This is a genomic window from Streptomyces pallidus (ex Mingjun et al. 2026) (assembly GCF_051550185.1).
In the GTDB taxonomy this organism is placed as follows: domain Bacteria; phylum Actinomycetota; class Actinomycetes; order Streptomycetales; family Streptomycetaceae; genus Streptomyces.
Genome location: NZ_CP196181.1, coordinates 6184765 through 6206023 on the forward strand (window position 1 = coordinate 6184765; position 21259 = coordinate 6206023).

Sequence of the window (21259 nt, forward strand, 5' to 3'; positions counted from 1 at the left end):
GCCGTCGTCGCCGGTCCGGCCGTCGTCGCCGGTCCGGCCGGCGGTCCCGGGGCCGGGGCGGAGCCCGGGGCGAACCGGACGGTAGAGTCGCGGGCCGTGATCGAAACCCTTGTCTGGACCGCCCTGGTCCTCGCCGTCATCGGGGTCTACCTCAGCTGGACCGCCGGACGGCTGGACCGGCTCCACACCCGGATGGACGCCGCCCGCGCCGCCCTGGATGCGCAACTGGTCCGCCGCGCCTCGGTGGTGGTGGAGGTGGCCACCTCCGGTGCGCTCGACCCGGCCTCCTCGATCGTGCTGTACGAGGCCGCGCACGCCGCCCGGCAGGCGGACGAGGAGCACCGCGAGGTCGCCGAGAGCGAGCTCAGCCAGGCCCTGCGCGCGGTGTTCGCCGACGCCGCCCAGGTGGAGGAGCTCAAGGCCGCGCCCGGCGGCGAGGCCGCCGCCGGGGAGCTCGCCGCGGCCGTGCGCCGGGTACCCATGGCCCGCCGTTTCCACAACGACGCCGTACGGGCGGCGCGGGCCCTGCGCCGGCACCGCAAGGTCCGCTGGTTCCGGCTGGCCGGGCACGCCCCGTTCCCGCTGGCCTTCGAGATGGACGACGAGCCGCCGACGTACCTCGCGGACCGGCCGTAGTTGTACCCATTGGCCAAGTCGAAAGGAGCCACCGGCTCCTCATTGGCCCTTGCGGTGGCCTGGACGGGAAGGGTTTGCTCGGCCCAGCACCTTTGCAGCGTCGTCTTCCCTTCGAGTGAGGTTCACCCGTGAGCACGCTTTCCTCCACCCCGCAGACCCCCGAGACCGGCACCGCTCGCGTCAAGCGCGGCATGGCCGAGCAGCTCAAGGGCGGCGTGATCATGGACGTGGTCAACGCCGAGCAGGCGAAGATCGCCGAGGACGCCGGCGCCGTGGCCGTCATGGCCCTGGAGCGGGTCCCCGCGGACATCCGCAAGGACGGCGGCGTGGCCCGCATGTCCGACCCGAACATGATCGAGGAGATCATCGACGCGGTCTCCATCCCGGTCATGGCCAAGTCCCGCATCGGCCACTTCGTCGAGGCCCAGGTGCTGCAGTCCCTCGGTGTCGACTACATCGACGAGTCCGAGGTCCTGACCCCGGCCGACGAGGTCAACCACTCCGACAAGTGGGCTTTCACCACCCCCTTCGTCTGCGGCGCCACCAACCTGGGCGAGGCCCTGCGCCGCATCGCCGAGGGCGCGGCCATGATCCGCTCCAAGGGCGAGGCCGGCACCGGCAACGTCGTCGAGGCCGTCCGCCACCTGCGCCAGATCAAGAACGAGATCGCCAAGCTGCGCGGCTTCGACAACAACGAGCTGTACGCCGCCGCCAAGGAGCTGCGCGCCCCGTACGAGCTCGTCAAGGAGGTCGCCGAGCTCGGCAAGCTCCCGGTCGTGCTGTTCTCCGCCGGCGGTGTCGCCACCCCGGCCGACGCCGCGCTGATGCGCCAGCTCGGCGCCGAGGGCGTCTTCGTCGGCTCCGGCATCTTCAAGTCGGGCGACCCGGCCAAGCGCGCCGCCGCCATCGTGAAGGCCACCACCTTCTTCGACGACCCGAAGATCATCGCGGACGCGTCCCGCAACCTGGGCGAGGCCATGGTCGGCATCAACTGCGACACCCTGCCCGAGGCCGAGCGCTACGCCAACCGCGGCTGGTAAGGCACCCCCGAGATGAGCAACCCCCCCGTCATCGGCGTCCTGGCCCTCCAGGGCGACGTCCGGGAGCACCTGATCGCCCTGGCCGCGGCGGACGCCGTGGCCAGGCCGGTCCGGCGCCCCGAGGAACTCGCCGAGGTCGACGCCCTGGTGATCCCCGGCGGTGAGTCCACGACCATGTCGAAGCTCGCCGTCCTGTTCGGCATGCTCCAGCCGCTGCGCGAGCGCGTGCGCGCCGGCATGCCGGTGTACGGCACCTGCGCCGGCATGATCATGCTCGCCGACAAGCTGCTCGACGGCCGCGAGGACCAGGAGACGCTCGGCGGCATCGACATGATCGTCCGCCGCAACGCCTTCGGCCGCCAGAACGAGTCCTTCGAAGCGAAGATCGACTTCGCGGGCATCGAGGGAGGCCCCGTCGAGGGCGTCTTCATCCGCGCCCCGTGGGTGGAGTCGGTCGGAGCCGAGGCCGAGGTCCTGGCCACGTACGACGGCCACACGGTCGCCGTCCGGCAGGGCAACGTCCTGGCCACCTCCTTCCACCCGGAGCTGACCGGAGACGACCGCGTCCACGCCTATTTCGTCGACATGGTGCGCACGGGGCTGTAATCGACGCCCGGTAGGATCAGAGGCGAACACCATGTTGGTTACGCGAAGGAGACAGGCGGATGTCCGGCCACTCTAAATGGGCTACGACGAAGCACAAGAAGGCCGTGATCGATGCCAAGCGCGGCAAGCTCTTCGCGAAGCTGATCAAGAACATCGAGGTCGCGGCCCGTATGGGCGGTCCCGACATCGACGGCAACCCGACGCTGTTCGACGCCGTGCAGAAGGCGAAGAAGCAGTCCGTCCCGAACAAGAACATCGACTCCGCGGTCAAGCGCGGCGGCGGCCTCGAGGCCGGCGGCGCCGACTACGAGACGATCATGTACGAGGGCTACGGTCCCAACGGTGTCGCGGTGCTCATCGAGTGCCTCACCGACAACCGCAACCGTGCCGCGTCCGACGTGCGCGTCGCCATGACCCGCAACGGCGGCTCGATGGCCGACCCGGGCTCGGTCTCGTACCTGTTCAACCGCAAGGGCGTCATCATCCTGCCCAAGGGCGAGCTGAGCGAGGACGACGTCCTCGGCGCGGTGCTCGAGGCGGGTGCCGAAGAGGTCAACGACAACGGCGACACCTTCGAGATCATCAGCGAGGCCACCGACCTGGTCGCGGTCCGCACCGCGCTCCAGGAAGCCGGCATCGACTACGACTCGGCGGACTCCAGCTTCGTCCCGACCATGCAGGTCGAGCTCGACGAGGAGGGCGCGCGGAAGATCTTCAAGCTGATCGACGCGCTGGAGGACAGCGACGACGTCCAGAACGTCTTCGCCAACTTCGACGTCTCGGACGAGGTCATGGAGAAGGTCGACGCCTGACCGGCGTCCCCACTCCACAGCAGGTCAGACGGGCCGACGGGGAACACACCCCGTCGGCCCGCTGCGTTGTCGGTGCCACCCGATAGCCTGCACGCACAGACGGACCGAGAAGGGGCGGGTGCAGTGCGCGTACTCGGCGTGGACCCGGGGCTGACACGCTGCGGCATCGGCGTGGTGGAGGGCGTGGCCGGCCGCGCCCTGACCATGCTCGGCGTCGGCGTCGTCCGTACGCCGGTCGAGGCGGAGCTCGGCGACCGGCTCGTCGCCGTGGAGCGGGGCATCGAGCAGTGGCTCGACGAGCACCGCCCGGAAGTCGTCGCCGTCGAACGCGTCTTCAGCCAGCACAACGTCAGCACGGTCATGGGCACCGCCCAGGCCAGCGCCGTCGCCATGCTGTGCGCCGCCCGCCGCGGCATACCCGTCGCCCTGCACACCCCCAGCGAGGTCAAGGCCGCCGTCACCGGCACCGGCCGGGCCGACAAGGCCCAGGTCGGCGCGATGGTCACCCGGCTGCTGCGGCTCTCCGCCCCGCCCAGGCCCGCCGACGCCGCGGACGCCCTGGCCCTCGCCATCTGCCACATCTGGCGCGCCCCCGCCCAGAGCCGCCTCCAGCAGGCGGTCGCCCTGCACACCACGAAAGGCCGTACCCGATGATCGCCTTCGTCAGCGGCCCGGTCGCCGCCCTCAGCCCCACCCTGGCCGTCGTCGAGGTCGGGGGAGTGGGCATGGCCGTGCAGTGCACCCCGAACACCATCGCCGGCCTGCGCGTGGGCGAGAGCGCCCGGCTGGCCACCACCCTGGTCGTCCGGGAGGACTCGCTCACCCTGTACGGCTTCGCCGACGACGACGAGCGGCAGGTCTTCGAGCTGCTCCAGACCGCCAGCGGCGTCGGACCGCGCCTCGCCCAGGCCATGCTCGGCGTCCACAGCCCGGACGCGCTGCGCCGGGCCGTGGAGTCGGGCGACGAGAAGGCCCTGACCGCCGTCCCCGGGATCGGCAAGAAGGGCGCCCAGAAGCTCCTCCTCGAACTGAAGGGCAAGCTCGGCGCCCCCCTGGGCACCGGCGCCCTGGTCGGCGCCCAGCGCGCGGCCGCCACCGGCCCCGCCCCCTGGACCGAGCAGCTCTCCGCCGCCCTCATCGGCCTCGGCTACGCCTCCCGCGAGGCCGAGGACGCCGTCGTGGCCGTCACCCCGCAGGCCGAGGCCGCCATCGCCGAGGGCGGATCCGCCCCGGTCCCGCAGCTGCTCCGCGCCGCCCTGCAGTCCCTCAACCGCGCCCGCTGAGCCGCCCGCCCCATCGCCGGCCCGCGAGCGCCCCGCCGCCCGGCAGCCGATCACCGTACGAACCGAGAAGGCAGACTGACACCGTGAACTGGGACGACGACAGCGAGCGCATTGTCGCGCCGGCCGCGGACGGCGAGGACACCGCCGTCGAGGCGGCCCTGCGCCCCAAGGACCTCGACGAGTTCGTCGGCCAGGAGAAGGTCCGCCAGCAGCTCGACCTGGTCCTCAAGGCCGCCAAGCAGCGCGGCGCCACCGCCGACCACGTCCTGCTCTCCGGCGCCCCCGGTCTCGGCAAGACCACCCTTTCGATGATCATCGCCGCCGAGATGGGGGCACCCATCCGGATCACCTCCGGCCCCGCCATCCAGCACGCCGGCGACCTCGCCGCGATCCTCTCCTCCCTCCAGGAGGGCGAGGTCCTCTTCCTCGACGAGATCCACCGCATGTCCCGGCCCGCCGAGGAGATGCTGTACATGGCCATGGAGGACTTCCGCGTCGACGTGATCGTCGGCAAGGGCCCCGGCGCCACCGCCATCCCGCTGGAACTGCCCCCGTTCACCCTCGTCGGCGCGACCACCCGGGCCGGGCTGCTGCCGCCGCCGCTGCGCGACCGCTTCGGCTTCACCGGGCACATGGAGTTCTACGCCCCGGAGGAGCTGGAACGCGTCATCCAGCGCTCCGCCCGCCTCCTCGACGTCGAGATCGACACCGCCGGCGCCGCCGAGATCGCCGGCCGCTCCCGCGGCACCCCGCGCATCGCCAACCGCCTGCTGCGCCGTGTCCGGGACTACGCCCAGGTCCGTGCCGACGGGGTCGTCACCCGCGAGGTGGCCGCCACCGCCCTCCAGGTCTACGAGGTGGACGCCCGCGGCCTCGACCGCCTGGACCGGGCCGTGCTGGAGGCCCTCCTCAAGCTGTTCGGCGGCGGCCCCGTCGGCCTGTCCACCCTGGCCGTCGCCGTGGGCGAGGAGCGCGAGACCGTCGAGGAGGTCGCCGAGCCCTTCCTCGTCCGCGAGGGGCTGCTCGCCCGCACCCCGCGGGGCCGGATCGCGACCCCCGCGGCATGGGCCCACCTGGGACTCGTTCCGCCGCAGCAGGGCGGCGCCGGAACCGCCGGCCAGCAGGGCCTGTTCGGGGCGTGACGGCGCGGAGGTTCGCCCGGCCGGGAACCGCGGTGCCATGCTGGGCGTTGTTCCATCGGTGCGGACTCGCCTAGACTCCGCCGATGCCGACCCTTCGGGTCGGCGTGCCCACCCCCCGTAGAACAAGGCCGTCTCCCCGGCGGTCGTGCGAAGGATCTCCGTCCCGTGAATCTCGTGACATTCCTCCCGTTCATCGTGCTCATCGGGGCGATGATCCTGATGACCCGCTCCGCGAAGAAGAAGCAGCAGCAGGCCGCGCAGATGCGCGACCAGATGTCGCCCGGCACCGGTATCCGCACCATCGGCGGCATGTACGCCACGGTCAAGGAGATCGGTGACGACACCGTCACCCTTGAGGTGGCCCCCGGCGTCCACGCGATCTACGCGAAGATGGCGGTCGCCGCCGTGCTGGACGACGCGGAGTACAACCGCATCGTCCACGGCACCGAGGAGCCGGCCGGCCACGACGACGCGCCCGTCGTCCCCGACGACATCTCCTCCCTGACCAAGGACGAGACCGAGCCGAAGCTCGACCTGGGCAAGAAGGACGCCGCCGAGGGCGACGAGCCGAAGAACGACAAGGGCGACGGCGAGGCCGGCGCGAAGTAGCACGCGCCCGGGGACCGCGACGGCGCCCGACCGGCCGCCGCGCGGTCCCCGCCAGTGATACTTCTGCGGGGGGCAGGGGTCCCCACCACACATTTTCGTGGCCGTCCGCGCGCTGACCGAAGCGCCGCCCGGACGGTTGGACAGGGAGATACGACAAGGTGGCAGCACCGAAGAAGGGCCGACGGCCCACGGGGGCTCAGGGGAGGCCGGGCCGCGCCCTGGCCATCATCCTGATCGCGATGGTGGCGCTCACCGCGGGGATGTTCCTCTCTAAGCAGACGACCCCCCGCCTGGGCATCGACCTCGCGGGCGGTACGACCATCACCCTCAAGGCGAAGAGCGAACCGGGCAAGCCGGACGCGGTCAACGAGACCAACATGAACACGGCCGTCGGCATCATCGACCGCCGCGTCAACGGTCTCGGCGTCTCGGAGGCCGAGGTCCAGACCCAGGGCCGCGACCACATCATCGTGAACATCCCCAAGGGTGTGAACGAGCAGCAGGCCCGCGAGCAGGTCGGCACCACCGCCCAGCTCTACTTCCGCCCGGTCCTGGCGTTCGCCGACGGCGCCCCGGCCGCCCCCGCGGCCACGCCGAGCCCGTCCGCGAGCACCTCCGGTGCCCCCAAGGCCGAGGGCAACGCCAAGCCCACCCCGTCGTCCAGCGCCACTTCCCAGGGCCGCGCGGTCAGTGAGGCCCTCAAGGCCCCCGCCGCCACGGCCTCTCCCTCGCCCTCGGCGAGCGAGTCGAAGAAGGCAGACGACAACAAGGCCGCCCCGTCCCCCGTCCCGACCCCCTCGGGCGCGGACGCGGCCGCCGCCGACCTCCAGGCCAAGTTCGCCGCCCTGGACTGCACCGACGAGAAGCAGCGCGCCGCCGCCGGCAAGGGCGTCAAGCCCGAGGAGCCGACGCTCGCCTGCGGCCAGCGCGGCACCGCCTGGGGCAAGTGGATCCTCGGTCCGGCCGGTGTCGCCGGTACGGACGTCAAGGAAGCCAAGGGCGTCATCGACCCGCAGCGCGGCCAGTGGATCGTCACGATGCAGTTCACCGACAAGGGCGCCGACAAGTTCGCCAAGATCACCGGTGAGCTGGCCACCAAGCAGGCCCCGCAGAACCAGTTCGCGATCGTCCTCGACGGCAAGGTCATCTCCGACCCCTCCGTCAGCCAGGCCCTGACCGGCGGCAACGCCGAGATCTCCGGCGGCTTCACCCAGCAGTCCGCGCAGGACCTGGGCAACATGCTCTCGTACGGCGCCCTGCCGCTCTCCTTCAGCGAGGACAGCGTCACCACCGTCACCGCCGCCCTCGGCGGCGAGCAGCTCAAGGCCGGCCTCATCGCGGGCGCCATCGGCCTCGTGCTCGTCGTGATCTACCTGCTCGTGTACTACCGGGGCCTGGCGTTCATCGCCATCCTCAGCCTCGGTGTCTCGGCGGTCCTCACGTACACGCTCATGGCGCTGATGGGCAAGGGAATCGGCTTCGCCCTGAACCTGCCCGCCGTGTGCGGTGCCATCGTCGCGATCGGCATCACCGCGGACTCGTTCATCGTGTACTTCGAGCGCATCCGCGACGAGATCCGCGAGGGCCGCACCCTGCGCCCCGCCGTCGAGCGGGCCTGGCCGCGCGCCCGGCGCACCATCCTGGTCTCCGACTTCGTGTCGTTCCTGGCCGCCGCGGTGCTGTTCATCGTCACCGTCGGCAAGGTGCAGGGCTTCGCCTTCACGCTCGGCCTGACCACCCTGCTCGACGTGGTCGTGGTGTTCCTCTTCACCAAGCCGCTCATGACACTGATGGCCCGGACGAAGTTCTTCTCCAGCGGCCACCCGTGGTCCGGCCTGGACCCGAAGCGCCTGGGCGCCCGCCCGCCGCTGCGGAGCTCCCGCCGCCGCACCCCCGCCCCCGTCGACGCAAAGGAGGCGTGAGATGTCGAAGCTCGGAGACATCGGCGCCAAGCTGTACCGCGGCGAGGTCGGCTACGACTTCGTCGGCAAGCGCTTCATCTGGTACGGCGTCTCGATCCTGATCACCATCACGGCGATCGTGGGCCTGGCCGTCCAGGGCCTCAACATGGGGATCGAGTTCAAGGGCGGTGCCGTCTTCACCACCGCCAAGACGACCGTCTCGGACACCAGGGCCCGTGAGCTCGCCAAGGAGGCCTCCGGCCACGCGGCGATCGTCCAGAAGCTGGGCAACGGCACCCTGCGCATCCAGATCGCCAGCCTGGACACCAACGCCGCCAACGACGTGAAGAAGGAGCTGGCGGCCGGCCTGAAGATGCCGGAGCAGGACATCAACGCGGACCTGGTCGGCCCCAGCTGGGGCGAGCAGATCGCGAACAAGGCCTGGACCGGTCTCGGCATCTTCATGATCCTCGTGGTCATCTACCTGGCCATCGCCTTCGAGTGGCGCATGGCGGTCGCCGCGCTGATCGCCCTGATCCACGACCTCACCATCACCGTCGGCGTCTACGCGCTCGTCGGCTTCGAGGTCACCCCGGGCACCGTGATCGGTCTGCTGACGATCCTCGGCTACTCCCTCTACGACACCGTCGTCGTCTTCGACGGTCTGAAGGAGAGCTCGAAGGACATCACGAAGCAGACCCGGTACACCTTCGGCGAGGTCGCCAACCGCAGCATCAACGGCACCCTGGTCCGCTCGATCAACACCACGGTCGTCGCCCTCCTCCCGGTCGCCGGCCTGCTGTTCATCGGCGGCGGCTTCCTGGGCGCCGGCATGCTGAACGACATCTCGCTGTCGCTGTTCGTCGGCCTCGCGGCCGGCGCGTACTCCTCGATCTTCATCGCGACCCCGCTGGTCGTGGACCTCAAGGAGCGCGAGCCGGCGATGAAGGCCCTGCGCAAGCGGGTCCTCGCCAAGCGGGCCGCCGCGGCCGCCAAGGGCGAGTCCGTGGAGGACGAGGCGTACGACACCGGGGACGCGCCGCAGGTCGTGGCTCAGGGCCGGGCAGCGGGGCGCCGGCGATGACCGCACTGTCCCCCGAGGTCCGCGAGCTGCTCCTCAGCCGCATCAAGGACGTGCCCGACTACCCGAAGCCGGGCGTGATGTTCAAGGACATCACCCCGCTGCTCGCCGACCCGGCGGCGTTCGCCGCGCTGACGGACACCCTCGCCCGACTGGCCGCCCGCTACGGCGCGACCAAGATCGTCGGCCTGGAGGCGCGCGGGTTCATCCTCGCCGCCCCCGTGGCCGTCCAGGCGGGCATCGGCTTCGTGCCGGTCCGCAAGGCGGGCAAGCTGCCCGGGGCGACCCTCGCCCAGGCGTACGAGCTGGAGTACGGCACCGCCGAGATCGAGGTCCACGCCGAGGACCTGCGCACGGGCGACCGGGTCATGGTCATCGACGACGTCCTGGCCACCGGCGGCACGGCCCACGCCTCGCTGTCGCTGATCCGCCGGGCCGGCGCCGAGGTCGCCGGCGTCGCGGTGCTCATGGAGCTGTCGTTCCTGCCGGGACGCGAGCGCCTGGCCGACGCCCTCGCGGGCGCACCACTGGACGCCCTGATCGTCGTCTGACGACCGAACGGCGCAGCGGAGCGGCGGGCACCGGGGATCCTCCCGGTGCCCGCCGCTCCGGCACGTCCGGCCCCGACCGGCCGCGGACCGGGCACCCGCCGCCCGGCAACGGCGCTCCGGAGGCGGACGCCCGCGATCCGGGCAGGGGGAACAGGCTGGCGGAACCCTCGCTACCATGGGATGTCCGGACCTGACCGGGGCCCCGGATCCTCCCCCGGACTCCGTCCGGGGGGACTCCCAGAGGAGCGCTCTTGCCAGACGAGGTCCAGCCACTCTCCGCCGCGCAGCCCGACCCCCAGGCCGACAAGGCCGCGGCGTCCCCTGCCACGCCCCCGCCGGCGCCACTCGCGAAGCCCGCCCCGGCGCGGCCCGCGCCGACGAAGCCCGCAGGGTCCTCCAATCGCGTGCGCGCCCGGCTCGCCCGCCTCGGAGTCCAGCGTTCCAACCCGTACAACCCGGTCCTGGAACCCCTGCTGCGCATAGTCCGCAGCAACGACCCGAAGATCGAGACGGCCACCCTCCGCCAGATCGAGCAGGCCTACCAGGTCGCCGAACGCTGGCACCGCGGCCAGAAGCGCAAGAGCGGCGACCCGTACATCACGCACCCGCTCGCGGTCACCACCATCCTCGCCGAGCTCGGGATGGACCCGGCCACCCTGATGGCCGGCCTGCTCCACGACACCGTCGAGGACACCGACTACGGGCTGGAGGACCTGCGCCGCGACTTCGGCGACGCCGTGGCCCTCCTCGTCGACGGCGTCACCAAGCTCGACCGGGTCAAGTTCGGCGAGGCCGCCCAGGCCGAGACCGTCCGCAAGATGGTCGTCGCCATGGCCAAGGACCCCCGCGTCCTCGTCATCAAGCTCGCCGACCGCCTGCACAACATGCGCACCATGCGCTACCTCAAGCGGGAGAAGCAGGAGAAGAAGGCCCGCGAGACCCTGGAGATCTACGCCCCGCTGGCCCACCGGCTGGGCATGAACACCATCAAGTGGGAGCTGGAGGACCTCTCCTTCGCGATCCTCTACCCCAAGATGTACGACGAGATCGTCCGCCTCGTCGCCGAGCGCGCCCCCAAGCGCGACGAATACCTCGCCATCGTCACCGACGAGGTGCAGACCGACCTCAGAGCCGCCCGCATCAAGGCCACCGTCACCGGCCGGCCCAAGCACTACTACAGCGTCTACCAGAAGATGATCGTCCGCGGGCGCGACTTCGCGGAGATCTACGACCTGGTCGGCATCCGCGTCCTCGTCGACACCGTCCGCGACTGCTACGCGGCACTGGGCACCGTCCACGCCCGCTGGAACCCGGTTCCGGGGCGGTTCAAGGACTACATCGCGATGCCCAAGTTCAACATGTACCAGTCGCTCCACACGACGGTCATCGGGCCCAACGGCAAGCCGGTCGAGCTGCAGATCCGCACCTTCGACATGCACCGCCGGGCCGAGTACGGCATCGCCGCGCACTGGAAGTACAAGCAGCAGACCGTCGCCGGCGCCTCCAAGATCCGCACCGACGTCCCGCAGGCCGCCAAGGGCAGCGCCGGCCAGGACACGGTCAACGACATGGCCTGGCTGCGCCAGCTGCTGGACTGGCAGAAGGAGACCGAGGACCCGGGCGAGTTCCTCGACTCGCTGCGCTTCGACCTCTCCCGCAACGAGGTCTTCGTCTTCACCCCCAAGGGCGACGTCATCGCCCTGCCCGCCGGTGCCACCCCCGTGGACTTCGCGTACGCCGTCCACACCGAGGTCGGCCACCGCACCATAGGCGCCCGCGTCAACGGCCGCCTCGTCCCGCTGGAGTCCACCCTCGACAACGGCGACCTCGTCGAGGTCTTCACCTCCAAGGCCGAGGGCGCCGGCCCCTCCAGGGACTGGCTCGGCTTCGTCAAGTCCCCGCGGGCCCGCAACAAGATCCGCGGCTGGTTCTCCAAGGAGCGCCGCGACGAGGCCATCGAGCACGGCAAGGACGCCATCGCGCGGGCCATGCGCAAGCAGAACCTGCCGATCCAGCGCATCCTCACCGGCGACTCCCTCGTCACCCTCGCCCACGAGATGCGCTACCCCGACATCTCCTCGCTGTACGCGGCGATCGGCGAGGGCCACGTGGCCGCGCAGGGCGTCGTCCAGAAACTGGTGCAGGCCCTCGGCGGCGAGGAGGCCGCCAACGAGGACATCGAGGAGAGCGTCCCGCCGTCCCGCGCCCGCACCAAGCGGCGCGGCAGCGCCGACCCCGGCGTCGTCGTCAAGGGCGTCGACGACGTGTGGGTCAAGCTGGCCCGCTGCTGCACCCCGGTCCCCGGCGACCCCATCATCGGGTTCGTCACCCGCGGCAGTGGCGTATCGGTTCACCGCGCGGACTGCGTCAACGTGGACTCCCTCTCCCAGCAGCCCGAGCGGATCCTGGAGGTCGAGTGGGCGCCCACCCAGTCCTCCGTCTTCCTGGTCGCCATCCAGGTCGAGGCCCTGGACCGCTCCCGCCTCCTGTCGGACGTCACCCGGGTCCTGTCGGACCAGCACGTGAACATCCTCTCGGCGGCCGTGCAGACCTCCCGCGACCGGGTGGCCACCTCCCGGTTCACCTTCGAGATGGGCGACCCGAAGCACCTCGGCCACGTCCTGAAGGCCGTACGGGGCGTCGAGGGCGTCTACGACGTCTACCGCGTCACCTCCGCCCGCAGGCCGTAGGCCGTACGCCGTACCCGGCCCGGGCCGCTCGGCCCGGGTCGGACGCACGGGGGCCCCGGTACGCGATCGCGTACCGGGGCCCCCGTGCGTCCGACCGGCGGCTCAGCCGCCGAACTCCTCCAGGCCCTTCAGCGCCTGGTCCAGCAGGGCCTGACGGCCCTCCAGCTCGCGCGCCAGCTTGTCGGCCTTGGCGTTGTTGCCCGCCGCGCGCGCCGCGTCGATCTCAGCGCGCAGCTTGTCCACCGCGGCCTGCAGCTGACCCGTCAGACCGGCCGCACGGGCCCGCGCCTCCGGGTTCGTACGGCGCCACTCGCCCTCCTCGGCCTCCTGGATCGCCCGCTCCACCGCGTGCATCCGGCCCTCCACCCGACCACGGGCGTCCCGCGGCACGTGGCCGATGGCCTCCCAGCGCTCGTTGATCGAGCGGAACGCGGCCCGGGCCGCCTTCAGGTCCGTCACCGGGACGAGCTTCTCGGCCTCCTCGGCCAGCTCCTCCTTCAGCTTCAGGTTCTCCACCTGCTCGGCGTCGCGCTCGGCGAACACCTCGCTGCGCGCCGCGAAGAACACGTCCTGCGCACCGCGGAAACGGTTCCACAGGTCGTCCTCGGCCTCGCGCTGAGCCCGGCCCGCCGCCTTCCAGTCCGCCATCAGCTCGCGGTAGCGGGCGGCCGTCGGACCCCAGTCCGTCGACTTCGACAGCGACTCGGCCTCCGCGACCAGCCTCTCCTTGACCTTGCGGGCGTCCTCGCGCTGCGCGTCGAGCGCCGCGAAGTGCGCCTTGCGGCGCTTGGAGAAGGCGGAACGGGCGTGCGAGAACCGGTGCCACAGCTCGTCGTCGGACTTGCGGTCCAGCCGGGGCAGCCCCTTCCAGGTGTCCACCAGCGCCCGCAGCCGCTCGCCCGCGGACCGCCACTGGTCGCTCTGCGCCAGCTCCTCGGCCTCGGCGACCAGGGTCTCCTTCGCCGTCCGGGCCTCGTCCGCCTGCTTGGCCTTCTGCGCCTTGCGCTCCTCGCGGCGCGCATCCACGTCCGCGACGAGCTTGTCCAGCCGCACGCGCAGCGCGTCCAGGTCACCCACCGCGTGGTGCTCCTCCACCTGCGCGCGCAGGTGCTCGATCGCCGTCTGGGCGTCCTTGGCGGACAGATCGGTGGTCCGCACCCGCCGCTCGAGGAGGCCGATCTCGACCACCAGGCCCTCGTACTTGCGCTCGAAGTAGGCCAGGGCCTCCTCGGGGGTGCCCGCCTGCCACGAGCCGACGACCTTCTCCCCCTCGGCAGTACGCACGTACACGGTGCCCGTCTCGTCGACGCGGCCCCACGGGTCGCTGCTCACAGCGCCTCCTCCACCTGATGCCTGCGAGGGGGTCCACCCCCGGGCATCGTCCACAGTTTCCTGGGGCGGGCAGCGCCCGCCCTGCACAACGCCAACATAGGCGACCGCCGGGCCGGCTGTCCGCATCCCGCACGACGGAATATCGCCGCGGGGGGCGCGGGGCCGGCCCGGCGGGCCGCCCGGCCGTCAGTTCTGGGTGACGGTGCCCTTCTGGATCACCACCGGGGTCTTGGGGGCCCCGTCCTGGCCGCCCTCCGCCGTACCGGCCTTGGCGACCTCCTCCAGCGCCTTCAGGCCCGCCGCGTCGATCTTCCCGAACGGCGTGTAGGACGGCGCCAGCGGGCTGTCCTTGTAGACCAGGAAGAACTGGCTGCCGCCGGTGTGCGGGCGGCCGGTGTTGGCCATCGCCACCGTGCCCGCCGGGTAGATCACCTGGCCCTGCTCGTTCGGCTTGCCGAGGGCGTCGAGGTTCTCGTCCGCGATCGTGTAGCCGGGGCCGCCCATGCCGGTGCCCTCCGGGTCGCCGCACTGCAGCACGTAGATCCCGGAAGTGGTCAGGCGGTGGCACTTGGTGTTGTCGAAGAACCCCTTGTCCGCCAGCGCCTTGAACGAGTTGACGGTCTCCGGGGTCTTCGCCGCGTCCATCTCGACCTTGACCTCACCGGCGCTCGTCTTCAGCGCGAAGGTGTACTTGGCCTTCTGGTCGATCGCCATCGCCGGCGCCGGGGACTGCTTCGGCGTCGGCGCCGCCGACGGGCTCGCGGACGGGTCCGCCGCCTCGTCCTTCTTGCCCGAGTCGAAGACGCCGCCGGCGATCAGGCCGACCAGCGCGGCGATCACCACGGCCACCGCCGCGCCGATCACCATCGCCCGCTGCCGCCCCTTGCGGCGGGCCTCGGCCCGACGCTGCTGCTGACGCTCGAACTTCTCCCTGGCGAGCTGTCGCCGCCGCTGATCGCTCGTGACCACCGGGTCGTCTCCTTGTACGTGTCTGGTACCGCTGTGCGCGCTCGGTTAGGCCGTACCGTATATGGGTTCGCTGTGGAACGAGCCGCGCCGGTAGGCTCTGAGCAGCAGCATTGGCGATCGACGGCCGCTGCCGACCCTCCCGCCGGACATGAATGAGGACGAACGTGCTGATTGCCGGGTTCCCCGCCGGGGCCTGGGGGACCAACTGCTACGTGGTCGCCCCCGCCGCAGGCGAGGAGTGCGTGATCATCGACCCGGGCCACCAGGCCACCCGGGGAGTCGAGGAGACGCTGAAGAAGCATCGGCTCAAGCCCGTCGCGGTCGTCCTCACCCACGGCCACATCGACCACGTGGCCTCGGTGGTCCCGGTGTGCGGAGCCCACGAGGTTCCCGCCTGGATCCACCCGGAGGACCGCTACATGATGAGCGACCCCGAGAAGGCCCTCGGCCGCTCCATCGGCATGCCGCTCATGGGCGAGATCACCGTCGGCGAGCCGGACGACGTCCGCGAGCTCAGCGACGGCGCCGCGCTGAAGCTGGCCGGCCTCGACTTCACGGTGTCGCACGCGCCCGGCCATACCAGGGGGTCGGTGACCTTCCGGATGCCCGAGCAGGCCGACATCCCCTCGGTGTTCTTCTCGGGCGACCTGCTCTTCGCCGGCTCCATCGGACGCACCGACCTGCCCGGCGGCTCCCACGCCGAGATGCTCGACTCGCTGGCCCGCGTGTGCCTGCCGCTCGACGACTCGACCGTGGTGCTGTCCGGCCACGGTCCCCAGACCACCATCGGCCGCGAACGCGCGACCAACCCGTACCTGCGGGAGGTCGCCGCCGGCCTGGGAGCGGACCCGACCGCCGCTCCACGACGAGGAATGTGACGAGACTTTCGTGAGCACCTTCAAGGCCCCCAAGGGCACGTACGACCTGATCCCGCCGTTCTCGGCGAAGTACCTGGCCGTCCGCGAGGCCATCTCCGCGCCGCTGCGCAAGGCGGGCTACGGGTACGTGGAGACGCCGGGCTTCGAGGACGTCGACCTGTTCGCCCGCGGTGTCGGCGAGTCCACCGACATCGTCACCAAGGAGATGTACGCCTTTGAAACGAAGGGCGGAGACAAGCTCGCTCTTCGCCCCGAAGGTACGGCGTCCGTGTTGCGCGCGGCCCTGGAAGCCAGCCTGCACAAGCAGGGCAACCTCCCGGTCAAGCTCTGGTACTCCGGCTCGTACTACCGCTACGAGCGCCCGCAGAAGGGCCGCTACCGCCACTTCTCGCAGGTCGGTGCCGAGGCCATCGGTGCCGAGGACCCGGCCCTGGACGCCGAGCTGATCATCCTGGCCGACCAGGCCTACCGCTCCCTGGGCCTGCGCGACTTCCGCATCCTGCTGAACTCGCTCGGCGACAAGGAGTGCCGCCCGGTCTACCGCGAGGCGCTCCAGACCTTCCTGCGCGGGCTGGACCTCGACGAGGAGACCCTGCGCCGCGCCGAGATCAACCCGCTGCGGGTGCTCGACGACAAGCGGGCCGACGTCCAGAAGCAGCTGGTCGACGCCCCGCTGCTGCGCGACTACCTGTGCGACGCCTGCAAGGCGTACCACGAGGAGGTGCGCGCGCTCGTCACCGCGGCCGGGGTGGTCTTCGAGGACGACCCGAAGCTGGTCCGCGGCCTGGACTACTACACCCGCACCACCTTCGAGTTCGTCCACGACGGCCTCGGCTCCCAGTCCGCGGTCGGCGGCGGCGGCCGTTACGACGGCCTGTCCGAGATGATCGGCGGCCCGGCGCTGCCGTCCGTGGGCTGGGCGCTCGGCGTGGACCGCACGGTCCTGGCCCTGGAGGCCGAGGGCGTCGAGCTGGACATCCCGGCGGCCACCAGCGTCTTCGCCGTCGCCATCGGCGACGAGGCCCGCCGGCTGCTGTTCGGCAAGGTCGTCGAGCTGCGCAAGGAGGGCATCGCGGCGGACTTCTCGTTCGGCGGCAAGGGGCTCAAGGGCGCCATGAAGGACGCGAACCGCTCGGGTGCCCGCCTCGCGAAGGAGGGCATCGCGGCGGACTTCTCGTTCGGCGGCAAGGGGCTCAAGGGCGCCATGAAGGACGCGAACCGCTCGGGTGCCCGCCTCGCGATCGTCGCGGGGGACCGCGACCTGGCCGAGGGCGTCGTCCAGCTCAAGGACATGGAGTCCGGCGAGCAGACGGCCGTGACGCTGGACGCCCTGGTCGAGAGCGTGCGCGCGAAGCTCGCGTGACGAGGTGGGGCCGGACGGCGCACGCGCCGCAGTCCGGCCCCAACCCCGTGCCGGCCGCGAGCACTTGCCGGACCGGCACACCGCTGCGGGCTCCAGCCGCTTCCCGGTCCGGCCCACAGGTCCGTGCGGCAGAATGCACCGCATGACGACTACAGGCGACAAGACCGTGCGGACCGTCGGCGCGAGCCGGGCGCTGGCCTGGCTGCTGGTGATCACCGGCGCGGCCGGGCTGCTGGCGGCCTGGGTGATCACGATCGACAAGTTCAAGCTGCTCGAGGACCCGAACTTCACGCCGGGCTGCAGCCTCAACCCGGTCGTCTCCTGCGGCAGCATCATGAAGAGCGAGCAGGCGGCGGTGTTCGGCTTCCCGAACCCGATGCTCGGCCTCGTCGCCTACGGCATCGTGATCTGCGTCGGCATGAGCGTGCTGGCCGGGGCCCGCTTCCGCCCCTGGTACTGGCTGACCTTCAACGCCGGCTGCCTCTTCGGCGTCGTCTTCTGCGCCTGGCTGACCTACCAGTCGCTGTACAACATCAACGCCCTGTGCCTGTGGTGCTCCCTGGCCTGGGTCGCCACGATCTTCATGTTCTGGTACGTCACCGCGCACAACGTCCGCGAGGGCATGCTGCCCGCCCCGGGCTGGCTGCGCGGCTTCCTCGACGAGTTCACCTGGGTGCTGCCGGTCCTGCACGTCGGGATCATCGGCATGCTGATCCTGACCCGCTGGTGGGACTTCTGGACCTCCTGAGCCGCCCCGGGCTGTCGGCGGGAGCGCTTAGGCTTCCCGTGTGGAACCAGACCTGTTCACCGCCGCAGCCGAAGAGCGCCAGGAGAAGGACCCGGCGAGCTCCCCGCTCGCCGTCCGGATGCGCCCGCGCAACCTGGACGAGGTCGTCGGACAGCAGCACCTGCTGAAGCCCGGCTCGCCGCTGCGGCGGCTGGTCGGGGAGGGCGCGGGCGGTCCGGCCGGCCCGTCGTCGGTGATCCTGTGGGGACCGCCCGGCATCGGCAAGACCACCCTCGCGTACGTGGTGAGCCAGGCGACGCAGAAGCGTTTCGTGGAGCTCTCCGCCATCACCGCGGGCGTGAAGGAGGTCCGGGCGGTCATCGAGGGCGCCCGGCGCGCGGCCGGCGGGTACGGCAAGGAGACCGTCCTCTTCCTCGACGAGATCCACCGCTTCAGCAAGGCCCAGCAGGACTCGCTGCTCCCGGCCGTGGAGAACCGCTGGGTGACGCTGATCGCGGCGACGACGGAGAACCCGTACTTCTCGGTCATCTCCCCGTTGCTGTCGCGCTCGCTGCTGCTGACCCTGGAACCGCTGACCGACGACGACCTGAGCGCCCTGATGCGCCGGGCCCTGACCGAGGAGCGGGGCCTGGGCGGGGCCGTCTCCCTCCCGGCGGACGCCGAGGCGCACCTGCTGCGGATCGCGGGCGGTGACGCCCGACGGGCCCTGACGGCGCTGGAGGCCGCTGCCGGTGCGGCACTGGCCAAGGGTGAGGGCGACATCAGCCTGAAGACGGTGGAGGAGACGGTCGACCGGGCGGCCGTGGCCTACGACCGGGACGGCGACCAGCACTACGACGTGGCGAGCGCGCTGATCAAGTCGATCCGCGGCTCGGACGTGGACGCGGCCCTGCACTACCTGGCCCGGATGATCGAGGCGGGGGAGGACCCGCGGTTCATCGCGCGGCGGCTGATGATCTCCGCCAGCGAGGACATCGGCCTGGCGGATCCGACGGCCCTGCCGCTCGCGGTGGCCGCGGCCCAGGCGGTGGCGATGATCGGCTTCCCGGAGGCGGCGCTGACCCTGTCGCACGCGACGATCGCGCTGGCGCTGGCCCCGAAGTCGAACACGGCGACGACCGCGATCGGTGCGGCGCTCGCGGACGTCCGGGCGGGCCTGGCGGGGACGGTGCCGGCGCACCTGCGGGACGGGCACTACAAGGGCGCGGCGAAGCTCGGGCACGCGGTGGGCTACGTGTACCCGCACGACGTGCCGGGCGCCATCGCGGCGCAGCAGTACGCCCCGGACGCGGTGCACGGCAAGCGGTACTACGAGCCGACGCGCTACGGCGCGGAGGCGCGGTACGCGGACGTGGTGGAGAAGGTCCGCGAGCGGCTGCGCGGCTCCTAGCCGCCGGCGGCGGCGAAGAGGTTCTGCATGGCCCGGTGCAGGCCGTGGACGTCGCCGACGGGGGTGGGGAAGTCGAAGCGGGCGTCGAAGGAGGACGCCGAGCGCGGGCAGGTGAAGCGGACGCGCAGGCCGAGCCGGTCCAGGGCGAGGGGGACGGCGGTCAGGCCCGTGCTCTCCCGCGGTCCCAGCAGGGAGCCGAGGTCGGCGATCCGGTCGCGGTGGGCGGCGGCGAGGTGCTGGAGGAGCTCGGTCTCGTGGGCGGCGACGGGGTCGGGCTCGGCCGCGGCGAGGTCGTCGGGATCCACGCGCTCGGCTCCCCACAGGTCGTCCACCGAGATGTCGCCGACCTCCAGCCGCAGCAGCACCCACTGCGGGCTGCCGTGCAGCCGCAGCAGCTCGCCCACGGGGTGGCGCTCGGCGAGCAGGGCGGCGCAGGCGGCGCGGTCCTCGTCGCCGACCCCGGTCAGCCACCCGGCGAGCCATGCGCGGCCTCGGATACGATGGGGCACGGACACCGGCGCCACGTCCGTGATCTCGATCACGGCGGTGAGGTCGTCGTCCTGGGCGTGTGCGGCAGCCCTGGCAGCCGTGGAACCCCCTGATACCAGGAGGATCACGTCCCCGTCCGGGGTGACGGTCGCAGCGGCCGGCATCCCTGTCCACCACTCTCCCTGGTCACGAGCACCGGGCAGGGTGAGGGATACTGAGGCGTTGGACTCTACGAGGGTTCGTACGCGTTCGGCTCCGGTGAGCTGCCGAACGCCTTCCCTGGGACGCGGCTGACCTTGCCTATCGTCGTCGAAAGCGGATTCCGTTTCGTTGGAATCCGAACTCCGATGCGCACTGGGCAGGGGGATCCCATGCGGTCGAGACATTACGTCCTCCTCGATAAGGTAAGCCTCACCTAACTTACATGGAGGTAGGTTCCCCGTGAACCAGAAGCGACCCAAGGTCAAGAAGTCGCGCGCTCTCGGCATCGCCCTGACGCCGAAGGCCGTCAAGTACTTCGAGGCCCGCCCCTACCCGCCGGGCGAGCACGGCCGTGGCCGCAAGCAGACCTCGGACTACAAGGTCCGTCTGCTCGAGAAGCAGCGTCTGCGCGCTCAGTACGACATCTCCGAGCGTCAGATGGCCCGCGCGTACGACCGCGCGAAGAAGGCCGAGGGCAAGACGGGCGAGGCGCTGGTCGTCGAGCTCGAGCGTCGTCTCGACGCCCTGGTCCTGCGTTCGGGCATCGCCCGCACCATCTACCAGGCCCGCCAGATGGTCGTCCACGGCCACATCGAGGTCAACGGCGCGAAGGTCGACAAGCCGTCGTTCCGTGTCCGCCCGGACGACGTCATCACCGTTCGCGAGCGCAGCCGCGAGAAGGTTCCGTTCCAGATCGCCCGTGAGGGTGGCTACGCAGGCGAGGGCGAGACCCCGCGCTACCTGCAGGTCAACCTGAAGGCCCTGGCCTTCCGCCTGGACCGCGACCCGAACCGCAAGGAAATCCCGGTCATCTGCGACGAGCAGCTCGTCGTCGAGTACTACGCCCGCTGATCATTCGGCAGGCGTAGCCTCACAGGCTGGTCAGCCCGCCGGTTCCCCCTCGGGGGAGCCGGCGGGCTTCCTGTTTTCCGGCCCCCGCCGACCGGGCACCCCGCCCGCGGGCGCCGGCCGGCCGCGGGGCAAGATTGTTTCCGGAGTCCTGCGGGCCCGCGGGCCGGGATTTCCGGTACGGCTGCGTATCTCCGGCGCGATAGGGTCGGAGAACGACTTTTCTACGTAGCGATCAACATGCAGAGAGCGGTGCAACGTGTCCGGTGGAGAGGTGGCCGGGATCCTCGTGGCCGTCTTCTGGGCAATTCTGGTCTCCTTCCTGGCCGTGGCGCTGGCGAGGCTGGCCCAGGTGCTCAAGGCGACGACCAGGCTGGTGGCCGAGGTGACCGACCAGGCCGTGCCGCTGTTGGCGGACGCCTCCACGACCGTCCGCTCCGCGCGCACCCAGCTCGACCGGGTCGACGCCATCGCCAGCGACGTCCAGGAGGTCACCTCCAACGCGTCCGCGCTGTCGTCCACCGTGGCCTCCACCTTCGGCGGCCCGCTGGTCAAGGTCGCCGCCTTCGGCTACGGGGTCCGCAAGGCCCTGGGCCGGACCCAGGAGGGTGCGCCCGCCGCTGAGCGACGTACCGTGATCGTTGGACGTACGGTGCCGGCGGCCCGGCGCCGGAAGCAGAAGGGCTGAC

General features: G+C 71.4%; 21 protein-coding genes. 18 read left to right on the top strand and 3 right to left on the bottom strand.

All coding sequences use genetic code 11. The annotated features are described in order from the left end of the window. Positions 1-96 precede the first annotated feature (96 nt). From ACSHWO_RS27460 to ACSHWO_RS27515, 12 genes are all read left to right on the top strand, one after another. Complete coding sequence (locus ACSHWO_RS27460; RefSeq protein WP_438315859.1) at positions 97-636, top strand: hypothetical protein; 540 nt, start codon at positions 97-99, stop codon at positions 634-636. A 128-nt stretch (positions 637-764) separates the two neighbouring features. After that, on the top strand, positions 765-1676 hold the full coding sequence (gene pdxS, locus ACSHWO_RS27465) for a pyridoxal 5'-phosphate synthase lyase subunit PdxS (protein ID WP_361091618.1): 912 nt from the start codon (positions 765-767) through the stop codon (positions 1674-1676). Positions 1677-1688: 12 nt separating this feature from the next. After that, positions 1689-2282: a pyridoxal 5'-phosphate synthase glutaminase subunit PdxT gene (gene pdxT / locus ACSHWO_RS27470; protein WP_361091615.1), complete on the top strand. Its 594-nt coding sequence runs from the start codon at positions 1689-1691 to the stop codon at positions 2280-2282. Positions 2283-2341: 59 nt separating this feature from the next. Next, complete coding sequence (locus ACSHWO_RS27475; RefSeq protein ID WP_179176434.1) at positions 2342-3094, top strand: YebC/PmpR family DNA-binding transcriptional regulator; 753 nt, start codon at positions 2342-2344, stop codon at positions 3092-3094. 123 nt (positions 3095-3217) lie between these two features. After that, a complete protein-coding gene (ruvC, locus tag ACSHWO_RS27480; protein ID WP_438315863.1) occupies positions 3218-3748 on the top strand; it encodes a crossover junction endodeoxyribonuclease RuvC in 531 nt (176 codons plus the stop codon). Then, positions 3745-4377: a Holliday junction branch migration protein RuvA gene (ruvA, locus tag ACSHWO_RS27485; protein WP_361091607.1), complete on the top strand. Its 633-nt coding sequence runs from the start codon at positions 3745-3747 to the stop codon at positions 4375-4377. Before ruvC ends, ruvA begins: the two co-directional genes overlap by 4 nt. 83 nt (positions 4378-4460) lie before the next feature. Continuing rightward, positions 4461-5519, top strand: a complete 1059-nt coding sequence (gene ruvB / locus ACSHWO_RS27490; RefSeq protein WP_385848479.1) for a Holliday junction branch migration DNA helicase RuvB — start codon at positions 4461-4463, stop codon at positions 5517-5519. Between the two features lie 165 nt (positions 5520-5684). Next, positions 5685-6128 carry a preprotein translocase subunit YajC gene (gene yajC, locus ACSHWO_RS27495; protein WP_361091601.1) on the top strand — a complete coding sequence of 148 codons (444 nt, stop codon included), beginning with the start codon at positions 5685-5687 and terminating at the stop codon, positions 6126-6128. Positions 6129-6286: 158 nt separating this feature from the next. Then, positions 6287-8050 (top strand): protein translocase subunit SecD, encoded by a 1764-nt coding sequence (gene secD, locus ACSHWO_RS27500; protein WP_361091598.1) that lies wholly within the window; start codon positions 6287-6289, stop codon positions 8048-8050. A 1-nt stretch (position 8051) separates the two neighbouring features. Continuing rightward, positions 8052-9113 (top strand): protein translocase subunit SecF, encoded by a 1062-nt coding sequence (secF, locus tag ACSHWO_RS27505; protein ID WP_385848473.1) that lies wholly within the window; start codon positions 8052-8054, stop codon positions 9111-9113. Further along, the gene (locus ACSHWO_RS27510; protein ID WP_361091592.1) at positions 9110-9661 is read left to right on the top strand and encodes an adenine phosphoribosyltransferase; all 552 of its coding nucleotides are present in this window, start codon (positions 9110-9112) and stop codon (positions 9659-9661) included. Before secF ends, ACSHWO_RS27510 begins: the two co-directional genes overlap by 4 nt. A 251-nt stretch (positions 9662-9912) precedes the next feature. Beyond that, positions 9913-12351, top strand: coding sequence for a RelA/SpoT family protein (locus ACSHWO_RS27515; protein WP_361091589.1), 2439 nt, complete (start codon positions 9913-9915; stop codon positions 12349-12351). A gap of 102 nt (positions 12352-12453) precedes the next feature. On the opposite strand, the gene ACSHWO_RS27520 is transcribed toward ACSHWO_RS27515, so the two are convergent. Further along, positions 12454-13683, bottom strand: a complete 1230-nt coding sequence (locus tag ACSHWO_RS27520) for a DUF349 domain-containing protein (RefSeq protein ID WP_385805218.1) — start codon at positions 13681-13683, stop codon at positions 12454-12456. A 186-nt stretch (positions 13684-13869) separates the two neighbouring features. After that, positions 13870-14652, bottom strand: coding sequence for a peptidylprolyl isomerase (locus ACSHWO_RS27525; protein WP_385805219.1), 783 nt, complete (start codon positions 14650-14652; stop codon positions 13870-13872). A gap of 164 nt (positions 14653-14816) precedes the next feature. Here ACSHWO_RS27525 and ACSHWO_RS27530 point away from each other — a divergent pair, with 164 nt between their 5' ends. The 4 genes from ACSHWO_RS27530 (at position 14817) to ACSHWO_RS27545 (ending at position 19031) form a co-directional block, all read left to right on the top strand. After that, positions 14817-15530, top strand: a complete 714-nt coding sequence (locus ACSHWO_RS27530) for an MBL fold metallo-hydrolase (RefSeq protein WP_361091580.1) — start codon at positions 14817-14819, stop codon at positions 15528-15530. A gap of 10 nt (positions 15531-15540) precedes the next feature. Continuing rightward, on the top strand, positions 15541-16893 hold the full coding sequence (gene hisS / locus ACSHWO_RS27535; RefSeq protein WP_438315872.1) for a histidine--tRNA ligase: 1353 nt from the start codon (positions 15541-15543) through the stop codon (positions 16891-16893). A gap of 133 nt (positions 16894-17026) precedes the next feature. After that, positions 17027-17641: a vitamin K epoxide reductase family protein gene (locus tag ACSHWO_RS27540; protein ID WP_385805221.1), complete on the top strand. Its 615-nt coding sequence runs from the start codon at positions 17027-17029 to the stop codon at positions 17639-17641. Positions 17642-17681: 40 nt separating this feature from the next. Next, positions 17682-19031, top strand: coding sequence for a replication-associated recombination protein A (locus ACSHWO_RS27545; RefSeq protein ID WP_361091571.1), 1350 nt, complete (start codon positions 17682-17684; stop codon positions 19029-19031). Here the strand turns inward: ACSHWO_RS27545 and ACSHWO_RS27550 are convergent. After that, on the bottom strand, positions 19028-19684 hold the full coding sequence (locus ACSHWO_RS27550; protein WP_385805222.1) for a DUF2470 domain-containing protein: 657 nt from the start codon (positions 19682-19684) through the stop codon (positions 19028-19030). The two genes, ACSHWO_RS27545 and ACSHWO_RS27550, sit on opposite strands and share 4 nt — an antisense overlap. 277 nt (positions 19685-19961) lie before the next feature. On the opposite strand from ACSHWO_RS27550, the gene rpsD reads away from it, so the two are divergent. Both rpsD and ACSHWO_RS27560 read left to right on the top strand, forming a co-directional pair. Beyond that, complete coding sequence (gene rpsD, locus ACSHWO_RS27555) at positions 19962-20573, top strand: 30S ribosomal protein S4 (RefSeq protein WP_361091565.1); 612 nt, start codon at positions 19962-19964, stop codon at positions 20571-20573. Positions 20574-20829: 256 nt separating this feature from the next. Continuing rightward, positions 20830-21258: a DUF948 domain-containing protein gene (locus ACSHWO_RS27560; RefSeq protein WP_438315878.1), complete on the top strand. Its 429-nt coding sequence runs from the start codon at positions 20830-20832 to the stop codon at positions 21256-21258. Position 21259 lies beyond the last annotated feature (1 nt).

What these genes read in the sequence shown, in the direction of transcription:
- ruvA (WP_361091607.1), top strand. Translation starts at nt 3,745, where the DNA reads ATGATCGCCTTCGTCAGCGGCCCGGTCGCCGCCCTCAGCCCCACCCTG.
- ACSHWO_RS27540 (WP_385805221.1), top strand. Translation starts at nt 17,027, where the DNA reads ATGCACCGCATGACGACTACAGGCGACAAGACCGTGCGGACCGTCGGC.
- ACSHWO_RS27550 (WP_385805222.1), bottom strand. Translation starts at nt 19,684, where the DNA reads ATGCCGGCCGCTGCGACCGTCACCCCGGACGGGGACGTGATCCTCCTG.
- secF (WP_385848473.1), top strand. Translation starts at nt 8,052, where the DNA reads ATGTCGAAGCTCGGAGACATCGGCGCCAAGCTGTACCGCGGCGAGGTC.
- pdxT (WP_361091615.1), top strand. Translation starts at nt 1,689, where the DNA reads ATGAGCAACCCCCCCGTCATCGGCGTCCTGGCCCTCCAGGGCGACGTC.
- ACSHWO_RS27475 (WP_179176434.1), top strand. Translation starts at nt 2,342, where the DNA reads ATGTCCGGCCACTCTAAATGGGCTACGACGAAGCACAAGAAGGCCGTG.
- ACSHWO_RS27510 (WP_361091592.1), top strand. Translation starts at nt 9,110, where the DNA reads ATGACCGCACTGTCCCCCGAGGTCCGCGAGCTGCTCCTCAGCCGCATC.